The following is a 26,015-nucleotide window of genomic DNA, read 5'->3' as shown; positions in this document are numbered from 1 at the left end:
CCGGCACTTTTCGTCATTGACCGCATCACGCCAGCAATGTCCGCTTTCCCCAGCCTTCTCCCCGCCTGGCTCAGGCATTACCCCAGAGAAAAACTGGGCACGGATATCGTCGCCGGCCTGATCGTCACCATCCTGGTCATTCCGCAGAGCCTTGCCTACGCGCTGCTGGCCGGTTTGCCGCCGCAACTGGGGCTGTACGTCAGCATTCTGCCGGTCATCGCCTATGCCTGGCTGGGCAGCAGCATGGTGCAGGCAGTCGGGCCGGTCGCCGTCACGGCGATCATGACCTATGCCGTACTGAGCCCGATCGCCGCACCCGGCTCGCCCGAATACATCGCGCTGGCGGCCGCCCTGTCACTGATTTCCGGCCTCATGTTGCTGGCCTGCGGCGTGCTGCGCCTAGGCTTCCTGTCGCAATTACTGAGCCGGCCGGTGATCAGCGGCTTCATTTCCGGTTCGGCGGTGTTGATCATCATCAGCCAGTTGAAATACCTGCTCGGCGTCACGCCGCACGGCAGCAGCAGCGGCGAAGTCGTGCTCGACGTGCTGGGCAAGCTGCCGCACAGCCATCTGCCGACGCTGGGCATCGGTCTGGCGGCGTTGGGCGTGCTGTTTATCGTTCGTTACGCGCTGGCCGGCTGGCTGATCAAGGCTCGCCTCAGCAAGAACCAGGCGGCCTTCGTCGTTCGGCTGATGCCGCTGGTTGTCGTGCTGATCGGCACGCTGGCGGTTAGCGAATTCGATCTCGATCGCAGCCACGGCGTCGCCGTGGTTGGCGCGGTGGCTGCCGGGATGCCGGCTTTCAACTTTTTTCTGCCCGGCCTTGGTACAACGCGCAGCCTGATCGTTCCGGCCTTCCTGATGATGCTGATCGGCATGGTGCAGAGCATCACCATGGCCCAGGCCCTGGCCATCAAGCGGCGCGAGCGGATCGATGCCAATGCCGAACTGGTTGGGCTGGGCGCGGCCAACGTCGTCGCTGCCTTTTCCGGCGGCATGCCGGTCGGCGGCGGCCTGTCGCGCTCCGCTGTCAATGTTGCAGCCGGTGCCCAGACGCCGCTCGCCAGCATCGTTGCCGCCCTCGCCATGGTCGGCGTGGTGGCTGGCGCCGCCGGTTGGTTCGAGCGCCTGCCGCTGGCCGTGCTGTCGGCCAGCATCATCATGGCCGCCATTTCGATGATCGACATCACCGCCCTCCGGCAGGCCTGGAACTACGACCGGGCCGATGCCCTGGCCTTGCTCGGCACGGCCGGCGGGGTGCTGTTGATCGGCCTGGAAGCCGGCATCGGGCTGGGTATCGTGCTCTCGATGGCGACCCTGCTGTACCGGGTCAGCACACCGCACATTGCCGTCGTCGGCCGGATTGCCGGCAGCGAACATTTCCGCAATGTCGAGCGCTACGCCGTTGAGACGATCCCCAGCGTGCTTTTCGTCCGCATCGACGAGCGGCTGTTCTTCGGCAATCTCGGCGCCGTCGAAAGCCGCCTGAAGCAGGAGCTGGAGCGTGTGCCGGACGCCCACGACCTGGTGCTGGTGATGAGCGCCGTCAATCTGATGGATGCGACGGCCGTCGAGGTGTTCACCGAACTCAACCAGGATCTTGCCGATCAGGGCATCCGGCTGCACCTGGCCGAGGTCAAGGGGCCGGTCCAGGATCGCTTGCTGAATTCGGCGCTGTGGTCAGCGCTGAGCGGCGAGGTCTTCCTGTCGGCCAATGCCGCCTTCGAGAAACTGGCCGGCCTGCCGCAGACCGGAGCCGCGCCGCTCAGTCAAACAGGTTAAGCAGCGAATCCAGACCGCCGAAGTTGATCGCCACATCGGCCTTGGCCCGCGTTGCCGGCTTGGCGCGGAAGGCCACCGAAAGGCCGGACTGCGCCATCATCTGCAAGTCATTGGCGCCGTCGCCGCAGGCGATGACCTGTTCCTTCCGCAAGCCCAGTTCATCGGTCAGGCGCGCCAAGTGATGCGCCTTGGCCGCGGCATCGACGATGTCGCCGACGACCCGGCCGGTCAGCTTGCCGCCGGAGATTTCCAGTTCGTTTGAGGTGGCGAAATCGAAGCCCAGTTCGATGCGCAGCCGCTCGGTGAAGTAGGTGAAGCCGCCGGACAGGATTGCCGTGCGCAGCCCGGCATCCTGGGCTGCCGCCAGCAGTTCGCGGGCGCCCGGCGAGAGCAGCAGGCGTTCGCCATAAACGCGCGCCAGCACCCGGGCATCCAGCCCGGCTAGCAAGGCAAGGCGGCGGCGCAGGCTTTCCCGGTAATCGATCTCGCCGCGCATCGCGGCCTCGGTCACCGCCGACACCTCGGCCTTCTTGCCGGCAAAGTCGGCCAGTTCGTCGATGCATTCGATGGTGATCAGCGTCGAATCCATGTCGAAGCAGATCAGGCCGAAATCGGCCAGCTTCTTGCCGGTCTCGACAAAGGCCCAATCGAGTTTTTCTGCTTCGATCAGCGGAATCAGCGCCGCAAATTCCGGCGTGCGCACCGCACCGAGCAGCCGGACGACCTGCGGCGGGCGCGGTTCGACGGCACGGGCGCCGGTCGCGGCAACGATGCGTTCGAGCAGAAAAGTCGGAAGGGCGCCGCCCTGGATGATGAGGTTCATGGTGTTCTGTCAGAGTTCAAGTTGTAGTGGTTGCTGCGCCAGATGTTTGGCGACGACGGCAGGGAGGTTTTGCGGCGCGCGGATGCGCAACTGCTTGTTGATATTGAAGCGGCCAAACACCACCGTGACGGCCGCAGGCGACACGGCAAACTCGCCGGCCAGAAAGCGCACCATGTGATCGGTCGCCCGACCGGCCACCGGCGCCGCCGTCACGCTGACCTGGAGCTGCTTGCCTTTCGGCTTGCCAATGGCGTCCCGGTTGGCATTCGGTTGGCCGAGGATGTTGAGCACCAGCGTCTCGCCGTCCCAGGCGCAGAACGAGTCCATCGCCGGGACATCCGGGCTGCTCGCGGCGGCATGGCGTGGTTTGGAGCGCTTGGCCTTCATCGGGGGAAACGAGCCAAGTAAAGCCTACTCGCCCCGCGCCCGGCGAACGGTAATCGATTCCCCGCCGACTCCCCAGTTGTCGGTATCGACCTCGTCGATGACGACGACAGTCGTTTTCGGGTTCTTGCCAAGCACATCGACCAGAAGCTGGGTGACGCCCTGGATGAGGCGAGCCTTCTGCTCGGGGGTTGCACCTTCTTTGGTGATTTTGATGTTTACGTAGGGCATGTTTGTTCCTTAACCAAATGAGTAGAAGTATCAGGACGATACAACAGAGATCAAATGCCTCTTGATTAGTTGCCCGCTAGGCATGGATTTCGGACTGTGCTCAATTTTTTATCAGCCCATTGGCATAGGAAAAATAGAAAAATGCGATAAACGTAGCGGCAATAGTGGATAGCAAACCAACTGAAATTCGAAGTTGCCAAGGACGAGTCATTTTTTTTCTTATGCCGATGAAGAAAACCAAAAACATGATGAACTCAAACTGTAAGGCTCGAATAAAAAGCAGGGCGGTGTCTTTTTCCATTTTTGATAGCGGACTGGAATGTAAAACCTAAGCGAGGACACTAGTAATTGCGCCGTAGATTGCCAAGAGAACGCCGAAAGCCTGAACCTTGAAGCCACCAATAGTTACCTTCTCAACTCGCTCAGAGAGAGACGCTATCTTTCCGTCGGTCGCTTGAATCAAATCCGAAAGCTCAGTTTTGCTTGCTTCGACTCGCATCGCGAGATTGGTGATCTTCGTACTCAATTCCGCGCGAAGCTCCTGAAGCAGTAGTTCCAACTCGGCAACACGCTCTTCAAGAGACGTCGGCGTTTTCCGACCCACAGACACCACTGCTGCGCTGCCAGATGCGTTTGCCATGCCGTTCGTCGCTAGTATTAGGTGGTGGTTCGTTGTGGGGAAGTCTCGCAACCAGGCCATGAATGTTCCCGCCAGGCTCGTCTTGCGAAACAAGCCAAGGTTGTCGTTTACTGACCAAAGTACCAGAAGGCCGCCCAGCAATTGCAGGGACAGGCCGATTATCTTGTGTACCCATGTCGCTTGGCCTTGGAAGGCGTTTAGTGCAACAGCATGAACAGCGAAGAACGGAACCAATGCAAGAAGTGGCCACGCTCTTAGGAGCCACGCGGGGAGTTTGCGCCAAGCAATCATTCGTAGGCAGGCTAAAAGGGAACAGACCACGTTTTATCGGATGCCAGACTCTCGTGCAGCCAGGCGGGATCAATGTCTCTGCCATTCGGCCAAGTGAGAATGCCTAGTTCGATTTTTACCTGGCCAAAGAAATCGATGTCGACCAGCGGAGCGTAGATACCGGGGTTGGCGGTTGTTCCGATTGCCGAAAAATCGGCAACCCCAATCAGGACGTCACGAAAGATCGGGGCGAGCCGGTGATTTGGCAGGACCGAGACAGCCTGAATTCGCCAGGGGGCCGCCGGAGTTACTCCAGCGGCGGTATTTCCTTGCAGTGGCGGCTGGCTAGGCATTCAAACAAGTTCAGGAAAGCCGTTCCGGCAACACGTCCCGCAGCAGTACCGCGGCATCGCGAATCATCTTTTCCGTGGTCGCCCAATCGACGCAGCCGTCGGTCACCGAGCAGCCGTATTTCAGTTGGCTGAGGTCGGCCGGGATCGACTGGTTGCCGGCTTCGATGTTGGATTCGATCATCACGCCGACCAGCGATTTGTTGCCGAGGCGGACTTGGTTGACCACGTCGGCCATGACCAGCGGTTGCAGTTCCGGTTTCTTGAAGCTGTTGGCGTGCGAGCAATCGACGACGATGTTGTGCGGCAGTTTGGCCTTGGTCAGCGCCTGTTCGACCATGGCGACCGAAACGGTGTCGTAGTTCGGGCGGCCGTCGCCGCCGCGCAGCACGATGTGGCCGTAGCCGTTGCCCTTTGTGCGGACGACGGCGACGCGGCCCTGGTTGGTCAGGCCGAGGAAGGAGTGCGGCTTGGAGGCGGAGAGGATGGCGTTGATGGCCACGCTGAGGTCGCCGCTGGTGCCGTTCTTGAAGCCGACCGGGGTGGACAGGCCGGAGGACATTTCGCGGTGGGTTTGCGATTCGGTGGTGCGGGCGCCGATGGCAGTCCAGGTGATGAGATCGCCGTAGTATTGCGGCGCATTCGGGTCGAGCGCTTCGGTACCGGTCGGCAGGCCGATTTCGGCGACCTGGAGCAGGAATTCGCGGGCCTTGGCCATGCCGACGTCGATGCGGAAGCTGTCGTCCATGAACGGGTCGTTGATGTAGCCCTTCCAGCCGATGGTGGTGCGCGGCTTTTCGAAGTAGACGCGCATGATCAGTTGCAGCGTGTCGCCGACTTCTTCGGAGAGCTTTTTCAGGCGGCGGGCGTAATCGAGGCCGGCGACCGGGTCGTGGATGGAGCAGGGGCCGACGACGACAAACAGCCGATGATCCTTGCGGTCGAGGATGTTGTGCAGCAGGTGGCGACCGTGGGTGACCGTCCTGGCCGCTTTGTCGGACAGCGGCAGGCGGGCGTGGATTTCCTCCGGCGTCGGCATGTCGTCGAAGGCGGTCACGTTGATGTCGTCGATATTTTTTGTGGTCATGGTCAGTTGCTCAGCTGGCGAATCATGTCTTTCACCGCGGTAACCTTGTCGCTCAAGGTCGGGCAGTGGCGTAAAAGGGAAAGTTTATCCTGTCCGGCCAGCTTATAGCTGCGGTTTTTCTGAATCAAATTGATTATCTTGATCGGTTCGATCGGCGGATTTTTGCTGAATTCCGGGCTGAACTGGATGGTGATCTGGTCGTTGGTGGCATCGAGTTTCTGGATCAGCAGCGGCTTGACCAGCAGGCGCAGGCGGTGCGTGGCGAGCAGCGACTGGCCCTGCAGCGGCAGTTCGCCGAAGCGGTCGATCAGCTCTTCCTGCAGGGCGTCGATGTCCTCGGCCTCTTCGCAGTTGGCCAGGCGCTTGTACAGCGTCAGGCGCTCATGGACGTCGGGGCAATAGGCGTCGGGTAGCAGGGCAGGGGTGCGCAGGTTGATTTCGGTGCCGATGCCGAGCGGCTGGGTCAGGTCGACCGCCGCCAGGTGCTTGCCTTGCTTGAGCGCCGCCACCGCCCGGTTGAGCATGTCGGCATACATGTTGAAGCCGACTTCCTGCATTTCGCCGGACTGGTTGTCGCCAAGTACTTCGCCGGCGCCGCGGATTTCCAGGTCGTGCATGGCGAGGAAGAAGCCGGAACCGAGTTCTTCCATGGCCTGGATGGCTTCGAGGCGCATCCGGGCCTGCTTGGTCATGGCCTTTTCGTCCTGTACCAGCAGGTAGGCGTAGGCCTGGTGATGCGACCGGCCGACCCGGCCGCGCAGCTGGTGCAGCTGGGCGAGGCCGAATTTCTCGGAGCGATTGATCAGGATGGTGTTGGCGTGTGGGTTGTCGATGCCGGTTTCGATGATGGTCGTGCACAGCAACACGTTGGCGCGCTGGCCCGTGAAGTCGCGCATCACCCGTTCCAGCTCGCGCTCGTTCATCTGGCCGTGGCCGATGACGATGCGCGCTTCGGGCACCAGCTTTTCCAGCTTCTCGCGCATGTTGTCGATGGTGTCGACTTCGTTGTGCAGGAAGTACACCTGGCCGCCGCGCTTCAGTTCGCGCAGCACTGCTTCGCGGATGATGCCGTCGGAGAAGGTGCTGACGAAGGTCTTGATGGCCAGGCGCTTTTGCGGCGCGGTGGCGATCACCGAGAAGTCGCGCAGGCCTTCCATGCTCATCGCCAGCGTGCGCGGGATGGGCGTCGCGGTCAGCGTCAGCACGTCCACTTCGGCGCGCATCGCTTTCAGGGTTTCCTTCTGACGGACGCCGAAACGGTGTTCTTCGTCGATGATGACCAGGCCGAGCTGGCTAAACCTGACGTCCTTGCCGATCAGCTTGTGCGTGCCAATGATGATGTCGATCTTGCCCTCGGCCAGCTCCTGCAGGGTTTGCGTCGTTTCCTTGGCGGTCTTGAAGCGGGAGATTTCGGCGATCTTGACCGGCCAGTCGGCGAAGCGGTCGCGGAAGGTCTGGTAATGCTGTTCGCAGAGCAGGGTGGTCGGGCAGAGCACGGCCACCTGCTTGCCACCGGCGACGGCGCAGAAGGCGGCGCGCAGCGCCACTTCGGTCTTGCCGAAGCCGACGTCGCCACAGACCAGGCGGTCCATCGGCTTGCCGGAACGCATGTCGTTGATCACCGCGACGATGGCTTCGGCCTGATCGTTGGTTTCCTCGAAGCCGAAACCGTCGGCAAAGGCTTCGTAATCGGATTCCTTGAAGGCGAAGGCGTGGCCCTCGCGGGCGGCGCGGGCGGCGTAGAGCGAGAGCAGTTCGGCGGCGGTGTCATGCGCCTGTTCGGCGGCCTTGCGCTTGGCCTTTTCCCACTGGCCGGAGCCGAGCGTGTGGAGCGGGGCGCTTTCCGGGTCGGCGCCGGAGTAACGGGAAATCACATGCAACTGCGCCACCGGAACGAACAGCTTGGCTTCGTTGGCGTAATGCAGTTCGAGGAATTCCTGCTCGCCGAGGCCGAGGTCCATCCGGACCAGGCCGCAATAACGGCCGATGCCGTGGCTTTCGTGGACCACGGGGTCGCCGACCTTCAGTTCGGTCAGATCCTTCAGCCAGTTGTCGAAACTGGCCTTGCGCTGTGCTTCGCGCCGGGTGCGGCGCGGCGAGCCGGCGAACAGCTCGGTTTCGGTAATGAAGGCCAGCTTGTCCAGCGCAAAACCGGCCTGCAGCGGACCGATGCCGAGGGCCAGTTTGGCGTCACCGGACAGGAAACCGGACAGGTCGGCACTCGGCGCAACGGTCAGCCCGTGCTCGGCGAACATCGCGGCCAGCGTTTCTCGGCGGCCGGCTGTTTCGGCAACCAGCAGGACGCAGCCCTTGAAGCTGGCCAGGTAGTTTTTCAAGGCGCCTAGCGGATCGTCGCTGCGGCGGTCGACGGCGATATTGGGCAGTTTTCCGGCATCGGCATTCTTGCCGTCGAGGGCCAGCCGCCCGTAGGATTTCGCCGCGCTGAAGAAAGCTTCGTCGGACAGGAACAGTTGTTCCGGCGGCATCAACGGCCGGGCCTTGTCGCCCTGCAGCAGGTTGTAGCGCGAGCGGGTGTCGTTCCAGAAAGCGGCGATGGCGGCCAGTGCATCGCCATGCGTGACGAAAATTGCATCTTTCGGCAGGTAGTCGAAAATGCTCGCCGTTTCGTCGAAGAACAACGGCAGATAATACTCGATGCCGGCGCTGGCGATACCGCTCGAGATGTCCTTGTAGATGCCCGACTTGGCCGGATCACCCTCGAATTTCTCGCGGAAGGCCTGGCGGAAATGCGTGCGGCCCTTGTCGTCCATCGGGAATTCGCGAGCCGGCAGCAGACGGATTTCCGGCACCGGATAGACAGTGCGCTGGGTATCCACATCGAAGGTCTTGATGCTCTCGATTTCGTCGTCGAACAGGTCGAGCCGGTAAGGCAACTGAGAACCCATCGGGAACAGGTCAATCAGGCCGCCACGGATCGAATACTCGCCGGGCGATACAACCTGCGTCACATGTGCGTAGCCGGCCAGCGTCACCTGGCTGCGAAATTTTTCGGCATCGAGCTTCTGGCCTTTGCGGAACTCGAAGGTGTAAGCCGCCATGAATTCCGGCGGTGCCAGCCGGTTGACGGCGGTCGACGCCGGAACGAGCAGGATTTCCACGTCGCCTTGCATGGCCGCCCACAAGGTTGCCAGCCGTTCGGAAACGAGATCCTGGTGCGGCGAGAAATGGTCGTACGGCAGGGTTTCCCAATCCGGCAACAGACGTACCTTGAGGCCGGGCGCAAACCACGGAATTTCATCGAGCAGACGCTGCGCGTCAGCTGCGCTGGCGGTAACGACCGCCAACAGGCGTCCCTTGCTTTGCGCCGCCAGCTCAGCCAGCGCCAGGGCATCCGCAGAACCGGCGAACAGCGGCAAATCGATACGAGCACCGGGCTTGGGAGGAACCGGCAGGGAAAGCAGCTGTTTGGGAGCGGACACTAAGGGGCGATTTGCTGTGTTGTGGGGACTTCGAATTATAACGCCTTGGGTGAAGCGGACTCTTCTATGATTACGCATAATTTGTATTATGTAAAATTATAAATAGAGATCATAGTCAGCCCGAACGGTGCACGTCCATTTTCATAAATCTGTTGCTACTTCTAACAATAATTTGTGTCCTATCCAGCATGCGGACAGAAATTGGTACTCGGGTGTCACAAATAAGCCCCCTGGTAGTCGGGTGACACAATTCTGTCCCTCAGAATCGACAATTTCTGTCCGCAAACCAGCCCCTTACCACCACAAACTAGCCACGCATGCCGAAAAACGGACGATGTAAATAGCAAGTTTGTTACAAACATACCCCGTGACCAAATCTATTTGGTTTGAACGCCTTTTGGCCGCAATTCTGCCCCTTGGTAGGCTTCAAACTAGCCCCCTATTGTTGCGAGCTCTATAGTTACTCAGTTTGCTAATGGAGTCGAACAGTAAAAAATGCACCTGGCCATTCAGCGGATATGATTTTTTTTGGTCAATTAATGTCTTCATCCCGAATCTGGGGCAGTTGCACGACGTTGATGCCTTTATCGCATAACGCTTCACATCAGAACTGCACGCCCAATAATGTATCGCCTATTAATCGGGCAATCTGCACCAATTTTAGTGATTCCTATTTTTGATTCAGCCTTCTGCACTGGCGTTACACAATTTGATCTTCAATCCGTTGGCCGACTCAGGCGACACAATCCTGTCCCGTAGGTGAACACAATTTGCCGAATGCATCCATTTTGAGCAGAGACCAATTTAAGGTTTAGACCTTCCTGTTTCGCCGTGGCACTTTCGGTATCGCTGACTTTGAAGCAATACTTTCCTGAAGTTGTTTTGAGGCGGTCTGCGCGAGTTCAATTTCTCGTTGCAACAACGCCAATTGTGTATCTTGCCTGGCCAGAGTCAGGCGGAACGCCGCCAGTTCTTCGATTTGCGTCTTATTTGTGGCCCTAAGCTCATCCTGTTTGCCATCTGCAACGCCTAACTTCTGTCTTGTATCGGCTAACTCAGCGTTGCTGTCAGCTAGTTCAATTCGCAACTGCGCCTCATTTTCAAGACTACTATTCCGGAGCAGTTGAAGCTCGCGTTGCGCTTTCATCGTCATTTGACGTTCGTGATCAATTTCCATCAAGGCGCGTTTCTCATTGGCTGCAAGACGCTCCTCGGTTCGTCGAAGTTCTAACCGGGATTTTTCGAGTTCGGCCGAATAATCTTTTCTGGCTTCGGCTAGCGCCGCCTCAAGAGCAATTTGCTGACGACCGGCGGCATCAAGCTGTTGTTCCAAGGACTGTGTTCGGGCGCTTTCAGCTGCCAGATTCCGTTCAAGCTGCAGTATCCGTTCTTCGGCCTCTCGAAGGGCTTCTCGGGTCTGATTCATTTCAGTTTGAACCGCGACCCGTGCCTGGTCAGCAGCCTCACAGGACTGTTGGGAATTGGTGACCCGCTCTTGAGCCTCCTGACGAAAGACAGCGAGGCCTTCCTGGGCGCCCGCCTGGGCTTGCGACCACAGTGACGCGACCAACTCCCCTGCGGCAGCCTTTAAGCCATCAGGTAGATCGGGATGCTCAATTCGCACCCGACTTTTCTCACGCAAGTCAGACCAGAATCTGGCCAGCGCTTCGGCCGGTGCGGACATGCTCCCTTTTCGGACGTATTGATAAAGCTTGTTGGCGGTAGGCGTAATGCCGTATCGGAAAAACAGGATGGTGCAGACCTCGCGATACAGATCCTGTGTATCGAGATCATTGACCTTGAGCGCTTCAATCTCCGCAATGATTCTGGCTTCTGTGCTCATGTTCTTGCTCCTATAGCCGCCAATCCGGTTGTGTTTCCGATCCATGAATAAATAATACAACGTATAACATTGTGAATATAACGACGAATCCATTTAATTTGACATTACGACTATACTGTCGAATTATGTCGGCGCTACAATGGCTGCAAAGTAGCCAGACCAGCGGAGTCCATAAATGAGCGATTTAATCCCCGTGGCAGCCATTGCGCCGCTGGAGTTGGTTCGTTTGCCGGATCACCTCGATGGCCGGACCGGCAGCAATCGCTCAACGCTGGGCCATGCCCAGATCGCCGCGCAAACTGACATTGATGCCATGAAGGCCTGGCTGGCCCGCTTTCTCGATACGCACACCACGTTTGATAGTTATCGCAAGGAATCCGAACGACTGTTGCTCTGGGCTACCTTGGAACTCGGAAAGCCTTTGTCCTCACTGACCCACGAGGACTTGCTGGTGTATCAGCGCTTTTTGGCCGATCCCCAACCGGCTGAGCGCTGGGTGATGAAGGCGGGACGAAAATGGTCGCGCTTTGATCCGGATTGGCGCCCGTTTGCTGGCCCTCTCGCCCCAACCAGTCAGCGCCAAGCGATCATTATTCTGAACACGATGTTCTCTTGGTTGGTGAATGCAGGCTATTTGGCCGGTAATCCATTGTCGTTATCCCGTCAGCGGCACCGTAAAGCCAAGCCGCGGATTACCCGATTTCTCGACGATGAACTTTGGCTCGAGGTCAAAACAACAATTGAAACCATGCCGCGCGAGACCGATCGCGAGCGAGAGCATTCTCATCGCGTCCGTTGGCTGTTTTCCCTGCTCTACATCTGTGGCCTACGCATTTCCGAGGTTATTGAGAACAGCATGGGCGCATTATTTTGCCGGCGCGATTCGGAAGGCGAAGATCGGTGGTGGCTGGAAATTACCGGTAAGGGCGACAAGACGCGCCTAGTGCCGGCAACGGCGGAACTGATGGTGGAACTGACACGCTATCGTCGTGAAAATAGCCTGTCGCCCTTCCCTATTCCCGGCGAGCCCACTCCCCTCCTCCTACCCATTGGTGGAAAACAACGCCCGCTGACGCGAAGTGCCGTACATCTGATCGTCAAAGAGGTATTTGCTCGAACCGCAACGCGCATTCGCGCTCGTGGGGCTGAGTTTGAACGCTTGGCCAAACTGGTCGAAGATGCCTCGGCGCATTGGATGCGGCATACCGCAGGCTCCAACATGGCCGATGCGATGGATCTTCGGAATGTTCGCGATAACCTTGGGCATAGTTCTATTTCGACGACGAACACCTATTTGCATACGGAAGATGATCAACGTCATAAAGAGACCGAAGCGAAACATCGACTCGGTTGGTGACCACTCAAAATTGATTTCCGGTTACCCGCGGGTGAGCCTGTGATCAATGTACCCGGCCAGTCCAAAGCCCCCGGAATATCAACGATCACCTCAGTTCGGGCTTGTGTCTGCCTGCCCTACCGTACCTAGTTCCACCAAGCGTCGCAGGTTCGAATGTAGAAGTTGTTCCGCTTCAGATACTGACGTTCCCCAAATCTCCGCCAATCTGACCGTTGCTTTGTATGCATCCCATGGCACAGCGCTTTTGCCATTGATTTGAGCAAACGGCCCATCGGTCTCAGTCAGCACACGGTCTCGTGGCATGTTGCGAACCAAGTCACACGCCTTCTCTGCGACCAGCATCGCTGGGCCGACACTGAACCAGCAGCCTCGTGCAATCGCGCGCCGCAGGTCTCGCTTACTTCCCGAGAACCAGTGAAGCACTGGGGTGCCAGCATCTGGGAATGCTTCGAGCCGATCGAGCACGGTAGGTGCAGCCCGACGGCTATGGATCGACATGATCCGGCCGCCGGCAGAACCGCAGGCATTCAGGATATGGTCGAAGATCGCTATTTGCGTTTCCCAGTGCTGCTTGAACTCCGGTGCACCGTCGAGGCCAATCTCTCCAACATACATAGATTCATGCAGATAGGCATCAAACAATTGAAGCTCACTAACGCGCAGATGCGCGAGTTGGGGGTGTAGTCCCAGTGCCGTCCGAATGCGTGAGCCTGGCGTGACAAGCGCTGAAGTACCCTTCCATGCACTCGGAGTCGTAGTGACCGACAGGACGTACATTCCCCGCGCAGCGACCTCTCGAACAATCATCCCGGGATCAGGATAGAGATCTAGATGCGCGTGAAAATCGATCACCGGACACCCAGCGCAAGCATCAACGATTCGATTTCGCCGAGGCCTCGTTCAACAGTGTTTGCAAGCTCCGGCTTGTTCATCACGCGGTTGGAGCTCAATGTCGCACCAAGCCATCTGGCGGTCCCCACTTCGCGACGTTCCCCGATGCCGATCAGTGCTGACCGAACGTCATCAAAGCCCGCATGCTCGTCATCATCCAATGCCAAATTTGAATAGACGTACTCTGTGCGATCCTCGCCTCGCCATGCATGAAAGGAAGCGCGCCGAACCAAACAGGGCACGCATCGTCCGCAGTGCTTGTACCCGAACTGCTTGAAGCGGCCACAACTGGTCGTCTGGTACGCATATGCGCTAAGAAGATCCTGATTTAGGCACTCTCGTAGCATTTCGCCCTTGGTCTTAAACCGGTAAGGATTGACAATCCGAACTCGCAGGCCGGCCGCATCCAGCACTTGCTGGAGCAATGACAAGACAACAGGATGTGTGGTTCTTGTGCTCAGACTTCCGAGCCGGCCCCCAGTCAATGGTGGATTTAGTGCGATGAAGCCGTTCTCGCACACGTAGAGTGTCACCTCTTCGCCGGCATGATAACGGGCCAGCGTCGTCGCCATAAGAACGCCATAGGCGAGAAATATGATCGAGCGCGCCCGCTGCGACGGTGGATTCTCTTGGTCTGGAACATCGGCATTGTGGTTGGCTTGGAAGTGCCGAAGCCCGCCACCAATCTCTGCCGCGAATGCAACCTGCTTCTCACCATCGCCCCGCACCATCTGGCTGACGGCAAGCGGCTGCTTGCCCTGTCCGACCAAATCAATCGCCCCAATGTAGCTATCAAGCCCACCCGAGAGCAACACGATACAATCCTCACGGGGATGCTCGGGTTGCCGATCGGGTTGCGGAAGAATACCTCCTTCGACAAACCGCAAGCGCCAACGATCCGTACTCAAGTACGCGAAAAGTCGTTGAAGCGTATCGACGTTGGCATTCCAGAACGGCGCATCAACCACTGAAACCGTTAGTTCAAACTCCCTCGTCCAGCCATCAGGGCTCCTTTCCCGATGACCGGCAAGATCAGATGACACGACAGCGAGCGCAAGCGAGAGCAAATCCCAAGCGCGCGCGGCCGGCGCGACCTTCTCCCGCATAATTGCCTGTTTCAAAGCGGCTCCGGCTGATCCGTGCATCGGGTCGCCCGAGTTGCCATAGAGGACTACATCCAAGTCACTTGGCGTTCCGCCAAAGTCGAAATCCGAGAGGGCACAGGTAATTTTCACTCGACATACCCCTCGAACACTTGGAACGTTTCGCGAATGGCGCTCTGTACAATCTGCGTAATTCTCCCGGCAGCCAGTCGCTGCCCAGCCGAACGTAGGTGCCGAAACGAAGCCGATACAGTCTGCCGGACATACTCGCGAACCTCTTTGAGGCGCCCCAAACCTATAACGGCGTTCGGCGCCTTTTCTCGAATGGTTCGCCCTATGTCCAAGTCGATTCTGCGAAACACATCGGCAGCGACAAACTGTTCAACGGCTAGCTCGCGGTGCTCTGGTTGAAGATTCAGCAGGTCGGCATCAGGGAATTGATTCAAGACTTCAGCCAGTGCATCCTTGATCGAAGTCCGGCTTGCTTCAGCGTCTTGCGTGCCATCGACCGGTCGCACCGCCTCAACAACTGCATCCATCACCTCATCTGCTGATCGGCCGGCGGTCAGCGCGGGATCAAGCGTATTTCCTGGTACGCCAGAGGTATTGCCCGGCCCACTGGAAAGTGCTGAATACAGTGCTTCCGCGGTTTGCGCCGTGCCGCCCATGCGCCGGGTCGCAGTCGCACTTCCGCCGTATCCCTTTTTAACGTAATGCCCAAGGCCACGGTGCATGCTTGCGCCATCGCCACTACGAGCATAGTCTCCGAGATTTCTATTGGCCCCAAGAAATCGGCCCCTAGGCGCAACTGGAATCGGTTGGCGAGGCTCACTGCCTGAGGCCGGTGCCGGTGTTTCCCCTTGCTCCGGTTCTGCACCAGGCGGAGCTCCTTCAGCGGGGTGTACCGGAAGCGGGATATCGGGTACCCAAGGAGGAACCATTGGCACCCCCGACGGGGAGCCGCTACTTGACTGAGACGTTCCCATTTCCCCTCCTCGCCTTTATCGCGCTCTTCACTGGTTTGGCGATGTCTTCGTCATCACTCCAAGCATCGAATACATTCTTCGACCACAGTTCGTCACCGATCTTGGGGACGATGCTCGCCTTGATTTGCACCGCAGGACGCTCTCTCAAGAACCCCGCCAAGCGCTGCCCCTGTGGGGCATCCGCGGCAGACACCGCCATGCAGGCATCCAAGATCGGAGGTGTTCCCCATTCCTGCTCTTGCCCAGCGCGACCAAGCAAACGATCCATGATCACTGACATTTCTGATCGCGGCAGTGCTACAAGTCGATCCTTGATGCTGTTGGCCATGTCGGGATGTTCCAGAAGCCCTTCCAACAAATCGGCGGCTTCCGCTGATAGTCGATCCTCCGGCGTGATCAGAGGCGCATGCTCGCGGCTGACATAGAGCGCGCCGCGCAGGTCACGCCCGCCTAATTGCGGCGGCAGGCGCAGCCATTGGGTGATAAACGAGTCATCCCATGGCGCCTTGTGTTGAACGGCATCCCCCGCAATGGCCTTTTGCTCCCATTCGACAAGGAATGCGGGGTTTCCGTCGGCGCTCTCGGTTACCGATTTGATCAGCTCCAGATATGCCTTGGGGTCACCGCACCGCTCGAAAAGAAGTACTTTGGCGAGTTCGGATTCATCAACTCCGACACCTTGGGCACGAGACATCGACATGCGAATCGACAATGCGTTGAGGAAGCGCTTTATCAGACGAGGATTGCCTGCGATGCCGGTAGCGCTGGTCATTAATGGTGCAAGCCGGTCCGCAGCGTCGAGGCGTGCGATCAAATCATCCGGCAACTTGTCGTTCAAACCTCTGAGGAACTTGAGATCGACGCGTTTGCCTTGCCAAGTTCGACTCAACTGCGAGCACACCTCCGCCCGAAGTCGTTCCTTTTCCTTGGGATCAAGGCTGCTATTCTCGACAAACAGCAGCATCATGTAGGCACGGACCTCTTGCGTCCCCAACGGCGGGACGCGAATCGGCACTTGGATGAGCTTGTCGAAATAATTGATGACAAGATCGTCGTCAACGCCTTGAAAGTGCCTCTTGACGGCGTGTTTGATCATCTGATCGTCGGCAGCGATGACGAAAGCCGTGTGCTCCAGAAACAGAAGGAGGCGAATCGCCTCCAGCGTCGAGATCGTGGTTTCGGGAAGACACCGATCCAGATCGTCGATCAGCACCACCAATGTGACACCCATCTCTTTCAGCACATCTTCGAAACTCTTGCGAAGAGCTTCAATTTCCTTTGGAGGGGAAGTGGTCTTTTTTGGCTTGACCAAGCCTGCCGCCGACTCCCCGGCTTTTCCTGCGGCCGACTTGGCTGCGTCGACTGCCTCTTGATCGACCTGACCCGCAACCACGCTCTTGCCGAATCCCCAGAGCTCTCCTAGCAGGCCTGTCGGCGGTAAGCCCAATGCAAGCGAGACCGCAGAACTGGCCGACAGCTTAATCGCGCGAAACCAGTTAACCCTTTCGAGCAAATCCTTTGCTTGGTCAATCCCAGTCTTTCGTTCTTCAGCTTCCTTTGCCAAAGTCGAAGCAACTACTTCTATCAACGCTGCGCGTGCGTCGTCATATCCTTGATAGAGCCACGCATTGAACTCGACGAAGATGAATCTGCTCGGCTTCTCCGCATCACTCGTACCAGGGCCTACACATTTCTCTGCATGCCGAGCCGACAGCTCGGTACGGATCAGCTTGATCATCGAAGACTTGCCGACACCCCACGCACCCGAAACACCTATAGAGATAGGCCGTGATTGAGCCTGCTCGACGATCTCAGCAACAGTCTTAGCAATGCCGCCGAAATTCAGAAAATCCTGCGCAGTCTCGTTGTCTGTCCACATTGTCACGGCCTCCCTATTTCGAATTTTCGTGCTGACTCAAACACGTGAGCACGGATAGGCAGGCTTGATATAGGCGTGCATGAACTTGCCTTTCGAGTCCGATTCCATGAGTTGCTGGTAGATCGGCTCGGGAACGTTGTAGTACTGATAGACACCGCTCTTAAACTCGACTTCAAGCGTGCTACTGCTCGGCTCGTAGCCGATGGAAACCACTGTCGACGAAGCCACCGTTTCTCTATCCATGCTCTCTATCTCCTTTTGGGTAAACGGGGTGCGCAGCACGCGCAATGTGGTCCAAATTGGATTCTGGGCACGCCAAGCTGCAGCAACCCGTTCATAGCTCTCGGGCAACCTGGCACCTTGCCAGCGCTTGGCCACGGCAGGGTCTTCACTATTTGGTCGGTTCTTCTCGTCTGGCAGCGTGATGCGACAACGAATCGGCAGCCTGGCAGCTTCTCCGGTGATAATGGCTTCCCCCACGCGTAGCACGGGCAGGCTATCAACCACGCCCGCAAGGTTGTCCGGCAACGAAGCCTGTACCTTTGCGCGATCAGCTGAATTCGAGAGCCGTAGCGCGATAAACGTACCGCACTGCGACAAGATGGTCTCATCGACCTCGGAGGGCCGTTGGCTGACGATCATTGCGCCAATGCCGAACTTACGACCTTCCTTTACGATCCGCTGAACCATAGCCCGCGCTGGCCCGTCGGCCTCTTTTGAGAGATATCGGTGAGCCTCTTCCATCACTACGAGCAACGGCCTTGCGATACCTCCTTCGCTTTTTTCTCTGCCCCAGAACAGCCCTTCATAAATGATCTTGAGAATTGCACCGATCAGACGGGCAACCACCGTGCTGGGGATGCCGGACAGATCAAGGATGGTGACTGGCTTGTCGTGTCCGAGCCATGCTTGCAACAGTTCGGGTAAGTCCTTGTCCGAGTTGCCATTCAGATCAGGCTCCCATGATCCTGGATGCAAGAGAAAATCGTATTGCCGATCCAGCAGGCGGGATCGCATCTGATCTAACGGGCGGCGGATGCCGAGCACGCCGAGCTGATTGATGAAGGGCGCTGAAGACCCGGCACCGTGAGGCTTATAACGCGGCGCTTTCAGCGTCGCGGCATCGCCGGCTTCGTCCAACGCCGGCGTTGTTCGTGGCTGATCAGCCCAAGTCTTGATCTCCGGCTCCAACAGTTCGAACCAGAGCTTCTTCAGGCTAAACGGCACCGGGCTATCGGCCGTCATTGAGTTCAGGTCGAGACCGGCAACCGACGTTTCGCTCACTAGCTTGGTCTTGTAGTCGAGCACGCGATCGAGAATCTGTGACAGCGGCTTGTCGTCGAGTTTGCCCATGAGGAAGGTGAGCAAATCAGCCGGATCGAGCGCCCAGAATGGGATGTGCAGTGGCTGCTCGTCAGCACTCGGATTTACGCGAAACACAGTCGAGACGGACTTCAGCGCACGGCCGTATTCGCCGTGGATATCCAACAGCAAGATCCGCGCACTCGGGAAACCCGTACTGCCTTCCATGCTTCCACCCAACGCGATCGATCGCAATAGGCTGGCGACCGTGGTTGACTTGCCAGCACCCGTCGAGCCCAGCACCGCACTATGGCGGGTCACGAGCTTATCGAGATCGATTCGCACGGGAATTCCTTCGGCGCTCGCCAGCCGTCCGATCATCACCTGTCCACCATCCTGGGTGCCGTAGATGACCGCAAGGTCTTCTTCCGTCACGAGGTGGACTTCGTCTCTGACGTTCGGGTACTGGCTGATGCCGCGCTCAAACGACGCGCCAACGATCTCCCCCACAAGTTGAATCGTCATCCAGCGGTCACCGCGATCGTTCAGCTCGCGGGCGGCCTCTGGCGTGGCGTCCGCACCGACCTCAGCTACGATGCCATACAGATCGTGATAGCCTTGGGGAATACGCACGAAGCTGCCCACCTGTCCAATGCGGTAGCTCTTGCCGCCGATGATGGCTATGCCGGATGCAACGCTTGGCGACTGTCGAACGCTGACTGCTGCGCCGGTCACTGCACCTACATGCCCCAGTAATGTCGGCTTCGAGTTCATGCCGCTCCAACCGCAGGGTTAGCGGGGTAATCGGGCAGGGGCCGCAAATCGCCCGAAAGGCACTCTGATACGTTCATTTAAAATCAATCACTTAAGAGGAGTGCCTTGAGAGCCGCAGGCACCACCACATCTTCTTGCGGAACGGGAACCCCGGTCGTCTCCGCAACTGCCGCCACCTGTGCCGCAGGAGGAAAGTGCTGTGCAGCCCGTGACGATGCGAAGAATCGGGCGAGTCGGTCGAAGCGGCCGAGTTGAAATTGCGCGGCCCCGCTCTTCTCATCGATGCCCCAATAAGTGGATCGAATTCCACCCCAGTCACGTGTCGGCAGGTCTCCTGGCATCCACGGTGCCGCTATGCCATTGATCATTGCCTTGTCTGGGGAATACAGGCTCATGTTGGCACGGCGCCCTGCGATGTCGCAGGCATGGATTTCTTGTTCGAGCGGTTTGAATTGGAACGCGAACACGCTGCCCGCCGGATTGGCAGCTAGGCATTCATCGATCCGCGCAGAAATGTGGGCATCGGCAAAGGAAAACCCGGTCGCGATCAACAACGTGTCGGGCGTCATCAGGAATGCACGCAGCCTGTCAAAGAGTGCAGCGTATGGTGCCTTTTGTGTCTGGTCATACTTGAGATGTTCGGGAAACACCAGATGTGTCGCATTGGCCCGACCAGTGCGTATCACCTCGCCGCGAGCATTTGCGGCCCAGCCGAGCGAGCCATGCAGTTTCCACAAGCGCGTCCAGCGCGCCGGTAGGTCATTGCTCGCAACGGATGAGGGATCGAAAAACGGCTCACTGGCACCACTGAAACCATCGAAAAACGGAATGCGCGTGCGTTCCAGCGCTTGCTCGAACAGCAAGTCATAGTTGGTGGTGAAAATCTCAACCGGATGTTCGCGTCCCGTGCCACTAATCCACGTCACGAACTCGGTGTATGGCGAAGGACCGTCATGAAGAGGCTTGTTAACGATGGTCCCAATCTGTTCGCAGATTGCTTCGCTCAGTTTCTTATATCCATCCCCATCGAGGTCATGAACTTTTGTCTTACCAATGACGCCCGCCAAGCTGCGCGCCCGCGATAGGATCGTTTCAATGTTCGGAGAATCAAGTTCAGACCGTACTGCGTCCAGTGTCTTGCCGTAATCAGCGTTCAGCGCTTCCATCACCATGTCGGTGAGGCCTGCTACGGCAGGTATCAGTGGCTTGTCGCTACCTGGAGGGAAGATGCCGGCCGGCGCCCCCGCTCCAACCAAGAGACCGATCCGCTTGCGTCCCTGCGCAATGATCTGCCGAAGACTGGCCATATATTGGTCTGGATTATGGACACTGACACTCATCTTCACCCCTTGCATATTGCAAAAGCGATCTCAATTTTTAAATTTTTTTCGCATATTAAGCTATATAACCACGATGCAAACCGATTTTTGCAGGTTCCGATGTGCGCGCGCCTAACACCGCGTTTGATTGGCTATTCAGCGCGTTATTATGTTGCATATGCTTGCGTGCGCGCATCGAGGAAAATATCTATGAATAAGATGAACTGGGAACGCCTGCTCTCCGGTAAACGGCTAGGGAAGCTTAATCAGCCGGTAGAGTTTGGCGGGGCGAGAACTCCTTTTCAACGGGATTTCGACCGAATTTTGTTCTCCTCGGCCTTTCGGCGTCTTCAGGACAAGACTCAGGTCTTTCCTCTCGCCAAAGACGATTACGTTAGAACGCGACTGACGCACAGCTTGGAGGTTTCCTCTGTAGGCCGCTCATTGGGGGTAATGGTTGGCGATGAAATCATCAAGCGAAACTCAGACCTGAAAAACATAGGTATTACCGCAGCAGACTTTGGAACCGTAGTCGCGGCAGCAGGCCTTGCTCACGATATTGGCAATCCACCGTTTGGCCATGCTGGTGAGTCAGCAATTCAGTACTGGTTCCGAAGTCCCCCTGCGGACAAATTTCTGTCCGGCAGAGGGCTGGATGATGTTCGCAGAGCCGATTTGCAATGCTTTGAGGGTAACGCCCAAGGATTTCGCCTTTTAACGAAAACGGAAACGCCTGACCAACCAGGTGGAATGCAGTTGACCGCTGCCGTATTAGGCAGCTTCGTTAAATACCCACGGTTGTCTATTGCCTCAGAGAATGCATCAACAGGGGTTAGCGGAAAGAAATTCGGATTTGTGGCCGAAGATTTCCCGCGCTTTGAAGAAATTGCGAAAAAGCTTGGACTGATTCAAAAATCTGAGAATGCATGGTATCGGCATCCATTGGCCTTTTTGATGGAGGCCGCAGACGATATTTGTTATCGAGTAATGGACGTTGAAGATGGGTTCCGTACAGGAAATTTATCTTTCAGCGAGGTCCAGCCACTGTTTGCCAACATCCTGATTGAAAAGGATATGGCTAGGGCCGAAACAATTCCATTGGAGAAACATCGGATTGAGTTTTTCAGGGCTAAAGCGATACATATTGCTATTGAAGAGGTGGTTGTCGCTTTTCTGGAAAGGGAAGGCAGCATTCTTAGCGGAAGCTTTGATGATGACCTGATGAATCACATCTCCCATGCCCATGCGTACAAGGAATTTCAGACCCTCGCTCGGAAAAAAGTGTACTCGGCTGCTCCTGTCGTTGAAATCGAGGCATGCGGTTTCAAAGTTATAGGTGGCTTGTTGGATGTCTTCTTAACTGCAATTGATGACTATGCCAGCCTTGGTCGTGGATGCAGTTCTATGTCTACAACCATTCTGAAGCTGATGCCGGAGTTGCCCTGTGAAGGCATGGATTATTATTCGCGAGTATTGGCTGTTACGGATTTTGTTTCTGGTATGGCTGACTCCTATGCTCTTCGAACCTATCAACGAATTCACGGTATTAGCCTTCCTTAAATAGTCGGGTAACCCCAGCGTTGCTGCCCGAGTGCGGCCAGAGACCCACGGTCGGCGTTGGCCGACGAACGAAAGTTGGACTAGATCCCCTGCTCTACTAACTAGTCCGTCCTGAATAACGCATTTCAAATCACGGCGAAGCGAGGGAATTCCGGGCGCGATGATGGCCGACGACCGGCGCCGGCTATTGCGAAGCACAACATCCAGACGTAAAAAAGCCGGATGGCTCTCAGGATCCCGGCGCCGCAAAGCACAGCATTCAAGGCATCACCGAGACTGCCCTTGAGCCAGTTCCGTCGCAGCTTGCCATCGTTTTTCATGTGCCCAATCGCAGGTTCAACGGCACTTCTTCGATGAATTGCTTTCCGGATTGAAGGGGTGACGCCGCGCTTCTGTCCATTGCGCCAGATGGTCACGCCATCGACACTGATGCCCCGATAGCCCTTGTCGACAAACACGGCCTTTGGCTTTTGCGCAGTGAGAATGCTCACCTGCTCAATGGCTTCCGGCAGCGTATGACCATCGTAGGGGTTGCCAGGCAAACTGCGCATGCCAACCACCAGACCTTCCTTGTGCGTGGTGGCGACGGTGACTTTGACCCCAAATTCATACGGCTGGCGCGCCTTGCCTTTGGAAATGCACTCAACCTCCGGGGCGTGCAGGCTGTAAAGCTTGTTTTTGTTCTTGGGCTTTTGTTCCAGCAGTCGTTTGACACGCGCCAGGATGCTGGCTGCCTTTGCGCGCTCTACGTCATCCCGCTGATCCAGTTTGCGGTCAATGTCGCGCCAGACTCGCCCGACGATGGTCCGCAAGGATTTCAGCGTGGCTTTCATGCGCCGGTATTGTTTGGCATGGGCGTAACGTCCGACCTGTGTAGCCAGCCTGGGCGCTTCGCGGTTGTAGTTCTGGCGCAGGGTGATGCCCAGGGCACCAGCCAGTTTCACCAGATGCTGCCGGCCGCGTTCGAGCAGGCGACTATCCGTCGGGTAAGCCACGGCCTTTTCCATCACCGTAGTGTCGATGATGATCTTCTCGAAACTCTTTGCCTTGACGACCTTGCCTCGGCGGGCGGCTTCGATGGTTTCGGTCAGCAACCACTCAACACCTTCTTCACCGACCCGCTGGCGCCAGCGCGTCATTGAAGAAGGGGCAATCGGCGGCTCATGCTGGAAGTAGGTTTCGCCGCAGAAGTGTTGCCAGTAGGGGTTCTCGACCCATGTCCAGATCAGATCCTCATCCGAACAGGCAAAGGTGTGTTGCAGGTAGAGCAAACCCGCGATCAGGCGCGGCGAACTGGCTGGGCGCCCTGTACGCGAAGGAAAGAATTCCGCCCAGCGGGTTTCGAATACGGACCAGTCGATCAACTCGGCCAATTTCACCAGCGGGTGCTTGAGATTGATCAGTTCCACCAGGGGCTGCTGAAACAAGTCGCCAGTCGAGGGATGTTTGCCTTTGGGACGCATCGAAAACTCACGAAAATTTGCAAGGAATCAAGGCATTATTATCTCATTTCCGGCAAATTGCCTCCCGAGAAACCGCGAAATTAATCAATTAAATCATCGACTTGTATATTATTCAGGACGGACTAACTATCCACCCTATACCAAGATTCTGCCCTTTGCCGTTGAACGATAGTCGCACCGGTTAAAGGCCTAACGCGGAACTCGAATGCCCTCTCTGTCGTGATGTTTAACGAACAGCACGATTTCAAAAATCGTATTTCATGATTGACACTGACGAGGATGCCCGTTAAGTTCAGAGGATGACATTCGGGAGTTTTTCCTCCAGATGAGCCGCCCTTCGACATCCTCCTCAATACCCCACGATGTTCGTCTCGTGGCTGCCATATCGCGGCTCGTAGACCTGCATCAGAGCCGCCGAGAGACCGGAGTTTATGTTCCCGAGACGCAGGAACGGTCTGGGCACATGCTCGCCCTTGCTCTCCTTCTACTGGACACGCTACGCGAGATTGAGATGGATCGCGGACCTTCGTTCGTCCCTGTCGGAGAGGTTCTCTCTGCAATGCGGAAGCGGGTCTCGACGGTAATTAATGAGGACTTGGATTTCGTTATCGATTCGTTGGCCCACGAACGGGAAATCAGATATGGAATCGAGGATGGCGAAGGCGGAATCACCTTCGGCTTGACCAAGGAGTCGACTCCTCTTGTCGAGAAGGCGAGAGGTTTTGCCCAAGTCCAACTCACGGAAAACGGACGACTACTTCTTCGCATTTCGGCGATGAAGGAAAGTTGGCTTTACAGCGATATCGATGCCGAAAAGTTGGTCAAGGCTATCGAGCGAGGGCAGTTCTCCGACATCCCCCGCTTCTGCAAGATGATGGTTCTCGAAATCGCCTCGAAGAACAAGCAACTCTCCTCTGCTTTGGAACGACCAACGCTTGCCGAACTTCGCGACATGCTCATCTATGACGGTCCTGGCATCGCCGGCGCTTTGCGGGATGCCACGGAGGTCGTAAAACAGGCTTGCTCCAAGATTTTCGATGCGGGAACAAGGGAGGCGTTCGAAATGTGGAAGTCGAGGAATCCCGTTTCCTACTCCATAGGCAACCTGCAAACCGAAATCGAGTTGGTGATGCAGAACGTCGAGGCTCTGTCCCGCCGTTTCGTCGGATTCCTCGAAACCGCGCAACGGGCAAGGTCGACGGGTGGCGAAGGTATCCCCTTCCTGTCCATCGTCGATTCAATGACCGTTCCGTCCACCGTTCCCGACTTGCGAAGGCTGGAAGCCATCCTCGCCGAACTGATGCCTTGGGGAACGGGTTCGAACTTCTTCCATCCTTCCTTGATGGTTGGTTCCGTGGATTTCACCACTTTGGATGAGGGCGAGAAACATATTCCCGTTTCCACCTTCAATCTTGAACCCGACCGTGTCGCAAGCCATAGCCGGCTCATGGATTTCATCCTGCGGAATCGGGCGATGGTGATTGACAGGCTGAAGGCTAGTCCAACGACCTTCTCCGAAATGATTTCCGATGTCGGTTTCTCGCTGGAAGCCGACGAGACCCCTGCCGATTTCTTCGGCGTCTATTCCGCTCCTGAACACCTCGACGGCGAAGGCTTCCGCATCGTCGTAGGTATCACGGGAGAAACATTCGACACACGCATTGCGGGTTTGCATTTCACAGGCTCCGACCCGTTGATGTTCCTCACGGAGGAAAACCTATGAACCCGACCGAAATCGGCATCGTCTTTGCCTACTTGCTCCGCTGGAGAGAAATTTCAGGCAATCCGCCTGGTCGCAATTTGCGGGATGGCGAACGAGAGGTCGCGAGAATCCTCGCCAATTGCAATTCTTCAGCCCTGAACGACTTCGAGGACTTCCTGAACGCACAGGGCTTCTCTCTCGTCGATAGGGATGGCGTCGAGTTCGGCATACCTCCGAAAGCGGGAACCCCGAACACGATTTGGGTTTTGACTCGCAAGCGTGGCGAAGATGTAGCCCCTTATGTCGATAACCGCTGGTATATCGAAGCGATGCGGGATGGTCGCGGCGGCGACAGGGAAGCCAAGAAGCACGAGACGATTTTCTGGACAGCCCGTCTCTGGCTGACGCTGCAATGGTTCTTCTACGAAAAGATTGACCGCTTGCCGTCCGAAGTCAGCCGCTATTCCGAAGCGTTCGTCTCCAAGCGTCTTTTCGTCGAGGAACTCTCCTCGGGCATTGAGAAGATGGGGAACTCAGGAAGACCCGAAGGCGAAGCAGGCGTCGTTTGGGATCATTTCTGGAAGGACAAGGGGAAAATTTCCACTTGGGCGGCACGCTTCCTGAATGTCATGGAGCAATCGGGAATGATTGAGGCAACGGGGAACAAGGATGAATGGCGACAAACCGTCCTTGCGGCAATCGAGATGGCAGACAACTCCTCTCAAGAGGTGTCCTATCTCTTGCCGCCCAAACAATCTTTGGCGAGCCGTGAAACGGCTGCATTGCTGCTCGGCGAGACCGTGGCAGACCAAAACGAACAACAATAAAA

21 protein-coding genes are annotated in these 26,015 nt (G+C 57.1%); 5 read left to right on the top strand and 16 right to left on the bottom strand.

Annotated features, from left to right (window positions below):
• The first annotated feature begins 36 nt into the window (after nucleotides 1–36).
• Entirely contained in the window at nucleotides 37–1,782 is a 1,746-nt protein-coding gene (locus KI611_RS10870; RefSeq protein WP_226419840.1) for a SulP family inorganic anion transporter, read from the top strand.
• Here the strand turns inward: KI611_RS10870 and serB are convergent.
• The 9 genes from serB to KI611_RS10825 all read right to left on the bottom strand — a co-directional run bounded on the left by serB (nucleotide 1,766) and on the right by KI611_RS10825 (nucleotide 10,850).
• Complete coding sequence (serB, locus tag KI611_RS10865) at nucleotides 1,766–2,605, bottom strand: phosphoserine phosphatase SerB (RefSeq protein ID WP_226419839.1); 840 nt, start codon at nucleotides 2,603–2,605, stop codon at nucleotides 1,766–1,768. The genes KI611_RS10870 and serB overlap by 17 nt on opposite strands.
• A 9-nt stretch (nucleotides 2,606–2,614) precedes the next feature.
• Nucleotides 2,615–2,992, bottom strand: coding sequence for a DUF167 domain-containing protein (locus KI611_RS10860; protein WP_226419838.1), 378 nt, complete (start codon nucleotides 2,990–2,992; stop codon nucleotides 2,615–2,617).
• A gap of 24 nt (nucleotides 2,993–3,016) precedes the next feature.
• The gene (locus KI611_RS10855; RefSeq protein ID WP_226419837.1) at nucleotides 3,017–3,220 is read right to left on the bottom strand and encodes a 2-hydroxymuconate tautomerase family protein; all 204 of its coding nucleotides are present in this window, start codon (nucleotides 3,218–3,220) and stop codon (nucleotides 3,017–3,019) included.
• Between the two features lie 100 nt (nucleotides 3,221–3,320).
• Entirely contained in the window at nucleotides 3,321–3,521 is a 201-nt protein-coding gene (locus KI611_RS10850) for a hypothetical protein (RefSeq protein WP_226419836.1), read from the bottom strand.
• A gap of 27 nt (nucleotides 3,522–3,548) precedes the next feature.
• A complete protein-coding gene (locus KI611_RS10845; RefSeq protein WP_226419835.1) occupies nucleotides 3,549–4,151 on the bottom strand; it encodes a hypothetical protein in 603 nt (200 codons plus the stop codon).
• An 11-nt stretch (nucleotides 4,152–4,162) separates the two neighbouring features.
• Nucleotides 4,163–4,483 carry a DUF2442 domain-containing protein gene (locus KI611_RS10840; RefSeq protein WP_226419834.1) on the bottom strand — a complete coding sequence of 107 codons (321 nt, stop codon included), beginning with the start codon at nucleotides 4,481–4,483 and terminating at the stop codon, nucleotides 4,163–4,165.
• A gap of 10 nt (nucleotides 4,484–4,493) precedes the next feature.
• Nucleotides 4,494–5,567, bottom strand: a complete 1,074-nt coding sequence (locus tag KI611_RS10835) for a 3-deoxy-7-phosphoheptulonate synthase (RefSeq protein WP_226419833.1) — start codon at nucleotides 5,565–5,567, stop codon at nucleotides 4,494–4,496.
• Between the two features lie 2 nt (nucleotides 5,568–5,569).
• A complete protein-coding gene (gene mfd, locus KI611_RS10830) occupies nucleotides 5,570–9,007 on the bottom strand; it encodes a transcription-repair coupling factor (RefSeq protein ID WP_226419832.1) in 3,438 nt (1,145 codons plus the stop codon).
• 811 nt (nucleotides 9,008–9,818) lie between these two features.
• On the bottom strand, nucleotides 9,819–10,850 hold the full coding sequence (locus tag KI611_RS10825) for a DNA-binding protein (RefSeq protein ID WP_226419831.1): 1,032 nt from the start codon (nucleotides 10,848–10,850) through the stop codon (nucleotides 9,819–9,821).
• Nucleotides 10,851–11,025: 175 nt separating this feature from the next.
• Here KI611_RS10825 and KI611_RS10820 point away from each other — a divergent pair, with 175 nt between their 5' ends.
• Nucleotides 11,026–12,207, top strand: a complete 1,182-nt coding sequence (locus KI611_RS10820) for a tyrosine-type recombinase/integrase (RefSeq protein ID WP_226419830.1) — start codon at nucleotides 11,026–11,028, stop codon at nucleotides 12,205–12,207.
• Between the two features lie 90 nt (nucleotides 12,208–12,297).
• Here KI611_RS10820 and qatD read toward each other — a convergent pair whose 3' ends face one another.
• The 6 genes from qatD to KI611_RS10790 all read right to left on the bottom strand — a co-directional run bounded on the left by qatD (nucleotide 12,298) and on the right by KI611_RS10790 (nucleotide 20,482).
• Nucleotides 12,298–13,059, bottom strand: coding sequence for a Qat anti-phage system TatD family nuclease QatD (gene qatD, locus KI611_RS10815; RefSeq protein WP_226419829.1), 762 nt, complete (start codon nucleotides 13,057–13,059; stop codon nucleotides 12,298–12,300).
• Nucleotides 13,056–14,333 (bottom strand): Qat anti-phage system QueC-like protein QatC, encoded by a 1,278-nt coding sequence (qatC, locus tag KI611_RS10810; protein WP_226419828.1) that lies wholly within the window; start codon nucleotides 14,331–14,333, stop codon nucleotides 13,056–13,058. Before qatC ends, qatD begins: the two co-directional genes overlap by 4 nt.
• Nucleotides 14,330–14,935 carry a Qat anti-phage system associated protein QatB gene (gene qatB / locus KI611_RS10805; RefSeq protein ID WP_226419827.1) on the bottom strand — a complete coding sequence of 202 codons (606 nt, stop codon included), beginning with the start codon at nucleotides 14,933–14,935 and terminating at the stop codon, nucleotides 14,330–14,332. The genes qatC and qatB overlap by 4 nt, the downstream gene beginning before the upstream one ends.
• A gap of 229 nt (nucleotides 14,936–15,164) precedes the next feature.
• Nucleotides 15,165–17,066: a KAP family NTPase gene (locus KI611_RS10800; protein ID WP_226419826.1), complete on the bottom strand. Its 1,902-nt coding sequence runs from the start codon at nucleotides 17,064–17,066 to the stop codon at nucleotides 15,165–15,167.
• Nucleotides 17,067–17,102: 36 nt separating this feature from the next.
• Complete coding sequence (locus KI611_RS10795; protein ID WP_226419825.1) at nucleotides 17,103–19,142, bottom strand: helicase HerA-like domain-containing protein; 2,040 nt, start codon at nucleotides 19,140–19,142, stop codon at nucleotides 17,103–17,105.
• 83 nt (nucleotides 19,143–19,225) lie between these two features.
• Entirely contained in the window at nucleotides 19,226–20,482 is a 1,257-nt protein-coding gene (locus KI611_RS10790; RefSeq protein WP_226419824.1) for an SIR2 family NAD-dependent protein deacylase, read from the bottom strand.
• A gap of 189 nt (nucleotides 20,483–20,671) precedes the next feature.
• Between KI611_RS10790 and KI611_RS10785 the strand changes: the two genes are divergently transcribed.
• Entirely contained in the window at nucleotides 20,672–22,021 is a 1,350-nt protein-coding gene (locus KI611_RS10785; RefSeq protein ID WP_226419823.1) for a deoxyguanosinetriphosphate triphosphohydrolase, read from the top strand.
• 125 nt (nucleotides 22,022–22,146) lie between these two features.
• Here the strand turns inward: KI611_RS10785 and KI611_RS10780 are convergent, their stop codons facing one another.
• Nucleotides 22,147–23,484: an IS5 family transposase gene (locus tag KI611_RS10780; RefSeq protein ID WP_226419822.1), complete on the bottom strand. Its 1,338-nt coding sequence runs from the start codon at nucleotides 23,482–23,484 to the stop codon at nucleotides 22,147–22,149.
• A gap of 463 nt (nucleotides 23,485–23,947) precedes the next feature.
• Between KI611_RS10780 and KI611_RS10775 the strand changes: the two genes are divergently transcribed.
• Together KI611_RS10775 and KI611_RS10770 are read left to right on the top strand one after the other, a co-directional pair.
• Entirely contained in the window at nucleotides 23,948–25,207 is a 1,260-nt protein-coding gene (locus tag KI611_RS10775; RefSeq protein WP_226419821.1) for a hypothetical protein, read from the top strand.
• Nucleotides 25,204–26,013 (top strand): hypothetical protein, encoded by an 810-nt coding sequence (locus KI611_RS10770; protein WP_226419820.1) that lies wholly within the window; start codon nucleotides 25,204–25,206, stop codon nucleotides 26,011–26,013. The genes KI611_RS10775 and KI611_RS10770 overlap by 4 nt, the downstream gene beginning before the upstream one ends.
• Nucleotides 26,014–26,015 lie beyond the last annotated feature (2 nt).

This window comes from Dechloromonas denitrificans (assembly GCF_020510685.1).
Lineage (GTDB): Bacteria > Pseudomonadota > Gammaproteobacteria > Burkholderiales > Rhodocyclaceae > Azonexus > Azonexus denitrificans_A.
The sequence above is the reverse complement of the archived record's forward strand: the minus strand, read 5'-3'. Positions and strand labels throughout refer to the sequence as shown.

Coding starts and splice junctions, on each gene's coding strand:
- KI611_RS10870 (WP_226419840.1), top strand. CDS start 37: ATGTCCGCTTTCCCCAGCCTTCTCCCCGCCTGGCTCAGGCATTACCCC.
- KI611_RS10840 (WP_226419834.1), bottom strand. CDS start 4,483: ATGCCTAGCCAGCCGCCACTGCAAGGAAATACCGCCGCTGGAGTAACT.
- qatB (WP_226419827.1), bottom strand. CDS start 14,935: ATGCACCGTGGCCTTGGGCATTACGTTAAAAAGGGATACGGCGGAAGT.
- KI611_RS10790 (WP_226419824.1), bottom strand. CDS start 20,482: ATGAGTGTCAGTGTCCATAATCCAGACCAATATATGGCCAGTCTTCGG.
- KI611_RS10855 (WP_226419837.1), bottom strand. CDS start 3,220: ATGCCCTACGTAAACATCAAAATCACCAAAGAAGGTGCAACCCCCGAG.
- KI611_RS10780 (WP_226419822.1), bottom strand. CDS start 23,484: ATGCGTCCCAAAGGCAAACATCCCTCGACTGGCGACTTGTTTCAGCAG.
- KI611_RS10835 (WP_226419833.1), bottom strand. CDS start 5,567: ATGACCACAAAAAATATCGACGACATCAACGTGACCGCCTTCGACGAC.
- KI611_RS10850 (WP_226419836.1), bottom strand. CDS start 3,521: ATGGAAAAAGACACCGCCCTGCTTTTTATTCGAGCCTTACAGTTTGAG.
- serB (WP_226419839.1), bottom strand. CDS start 2,605: ATGAACCTCATCATCCAGGGCGGCGCCCTTCCGACTTTTCTGCTCGAA.
- KI611_RS10800 (WP_226419826.1), bottom strand. CDS start 17,066: ATGTGGACAGACAACGAGACTGCGCAGGATTTTCTGAATTTCGGCGGC.
- KI611_RS10770 (WP_226419820.1), top strand. CDS start 25,204: ATGAACCCGACCGAAATCGGCATCGTCTTTGCCTACTTGCTCCGCTGG.
- KI611_RS10820 (WP_226419830.1), top strand. CDS start 11,026: ATGAGCGATTTAATCCCCGTGGCAGCCATTGCGCCGCTGGAGTTGGTT.
- KI611_RS10775 (WP_226419821.1), top strand. CDS start 23,948: ATGCTCGCCCTTGCTCTCCTTCTACTGGACACGCTACGCGAGATTGAG.
- KI611_RS10860 (WP_226419838.1), bottom strand. CDS start 2,992: ATGAAGGCCAAGCGCTCCAAACCACGCCATGCCGCCGCGAGCAGCCCG.
- KI611_RS10845 (WP_226419835.1), bottom strand. CDS start 4,151: ATGATTGCTTGGCGCAAACTCCCCGCGTGGCTCCTAAGAGCGTGGCCA.
- KI611_RS10785 (WP_226419823.1), top strand. CDS start 20,672: ATGAATAAGATGAACTGGGAACGCCTGCTCTCCGGTAAACGGCTAGGG.
- KI611_RS10795 (WP_226419825.1), bottom strand. CDS start 19,142: ATGAACTCGAAGCCGACATTACTGGGGCATGTAGGTGCAGTGACCGGC.
- KI611_RS10825 (WP_226419831.1), bottom strand. CDS start 10,850: ATGAGCACAGAAGCCAGAATCATTGCGGAGATTGAAGCGCTCAAGGTC.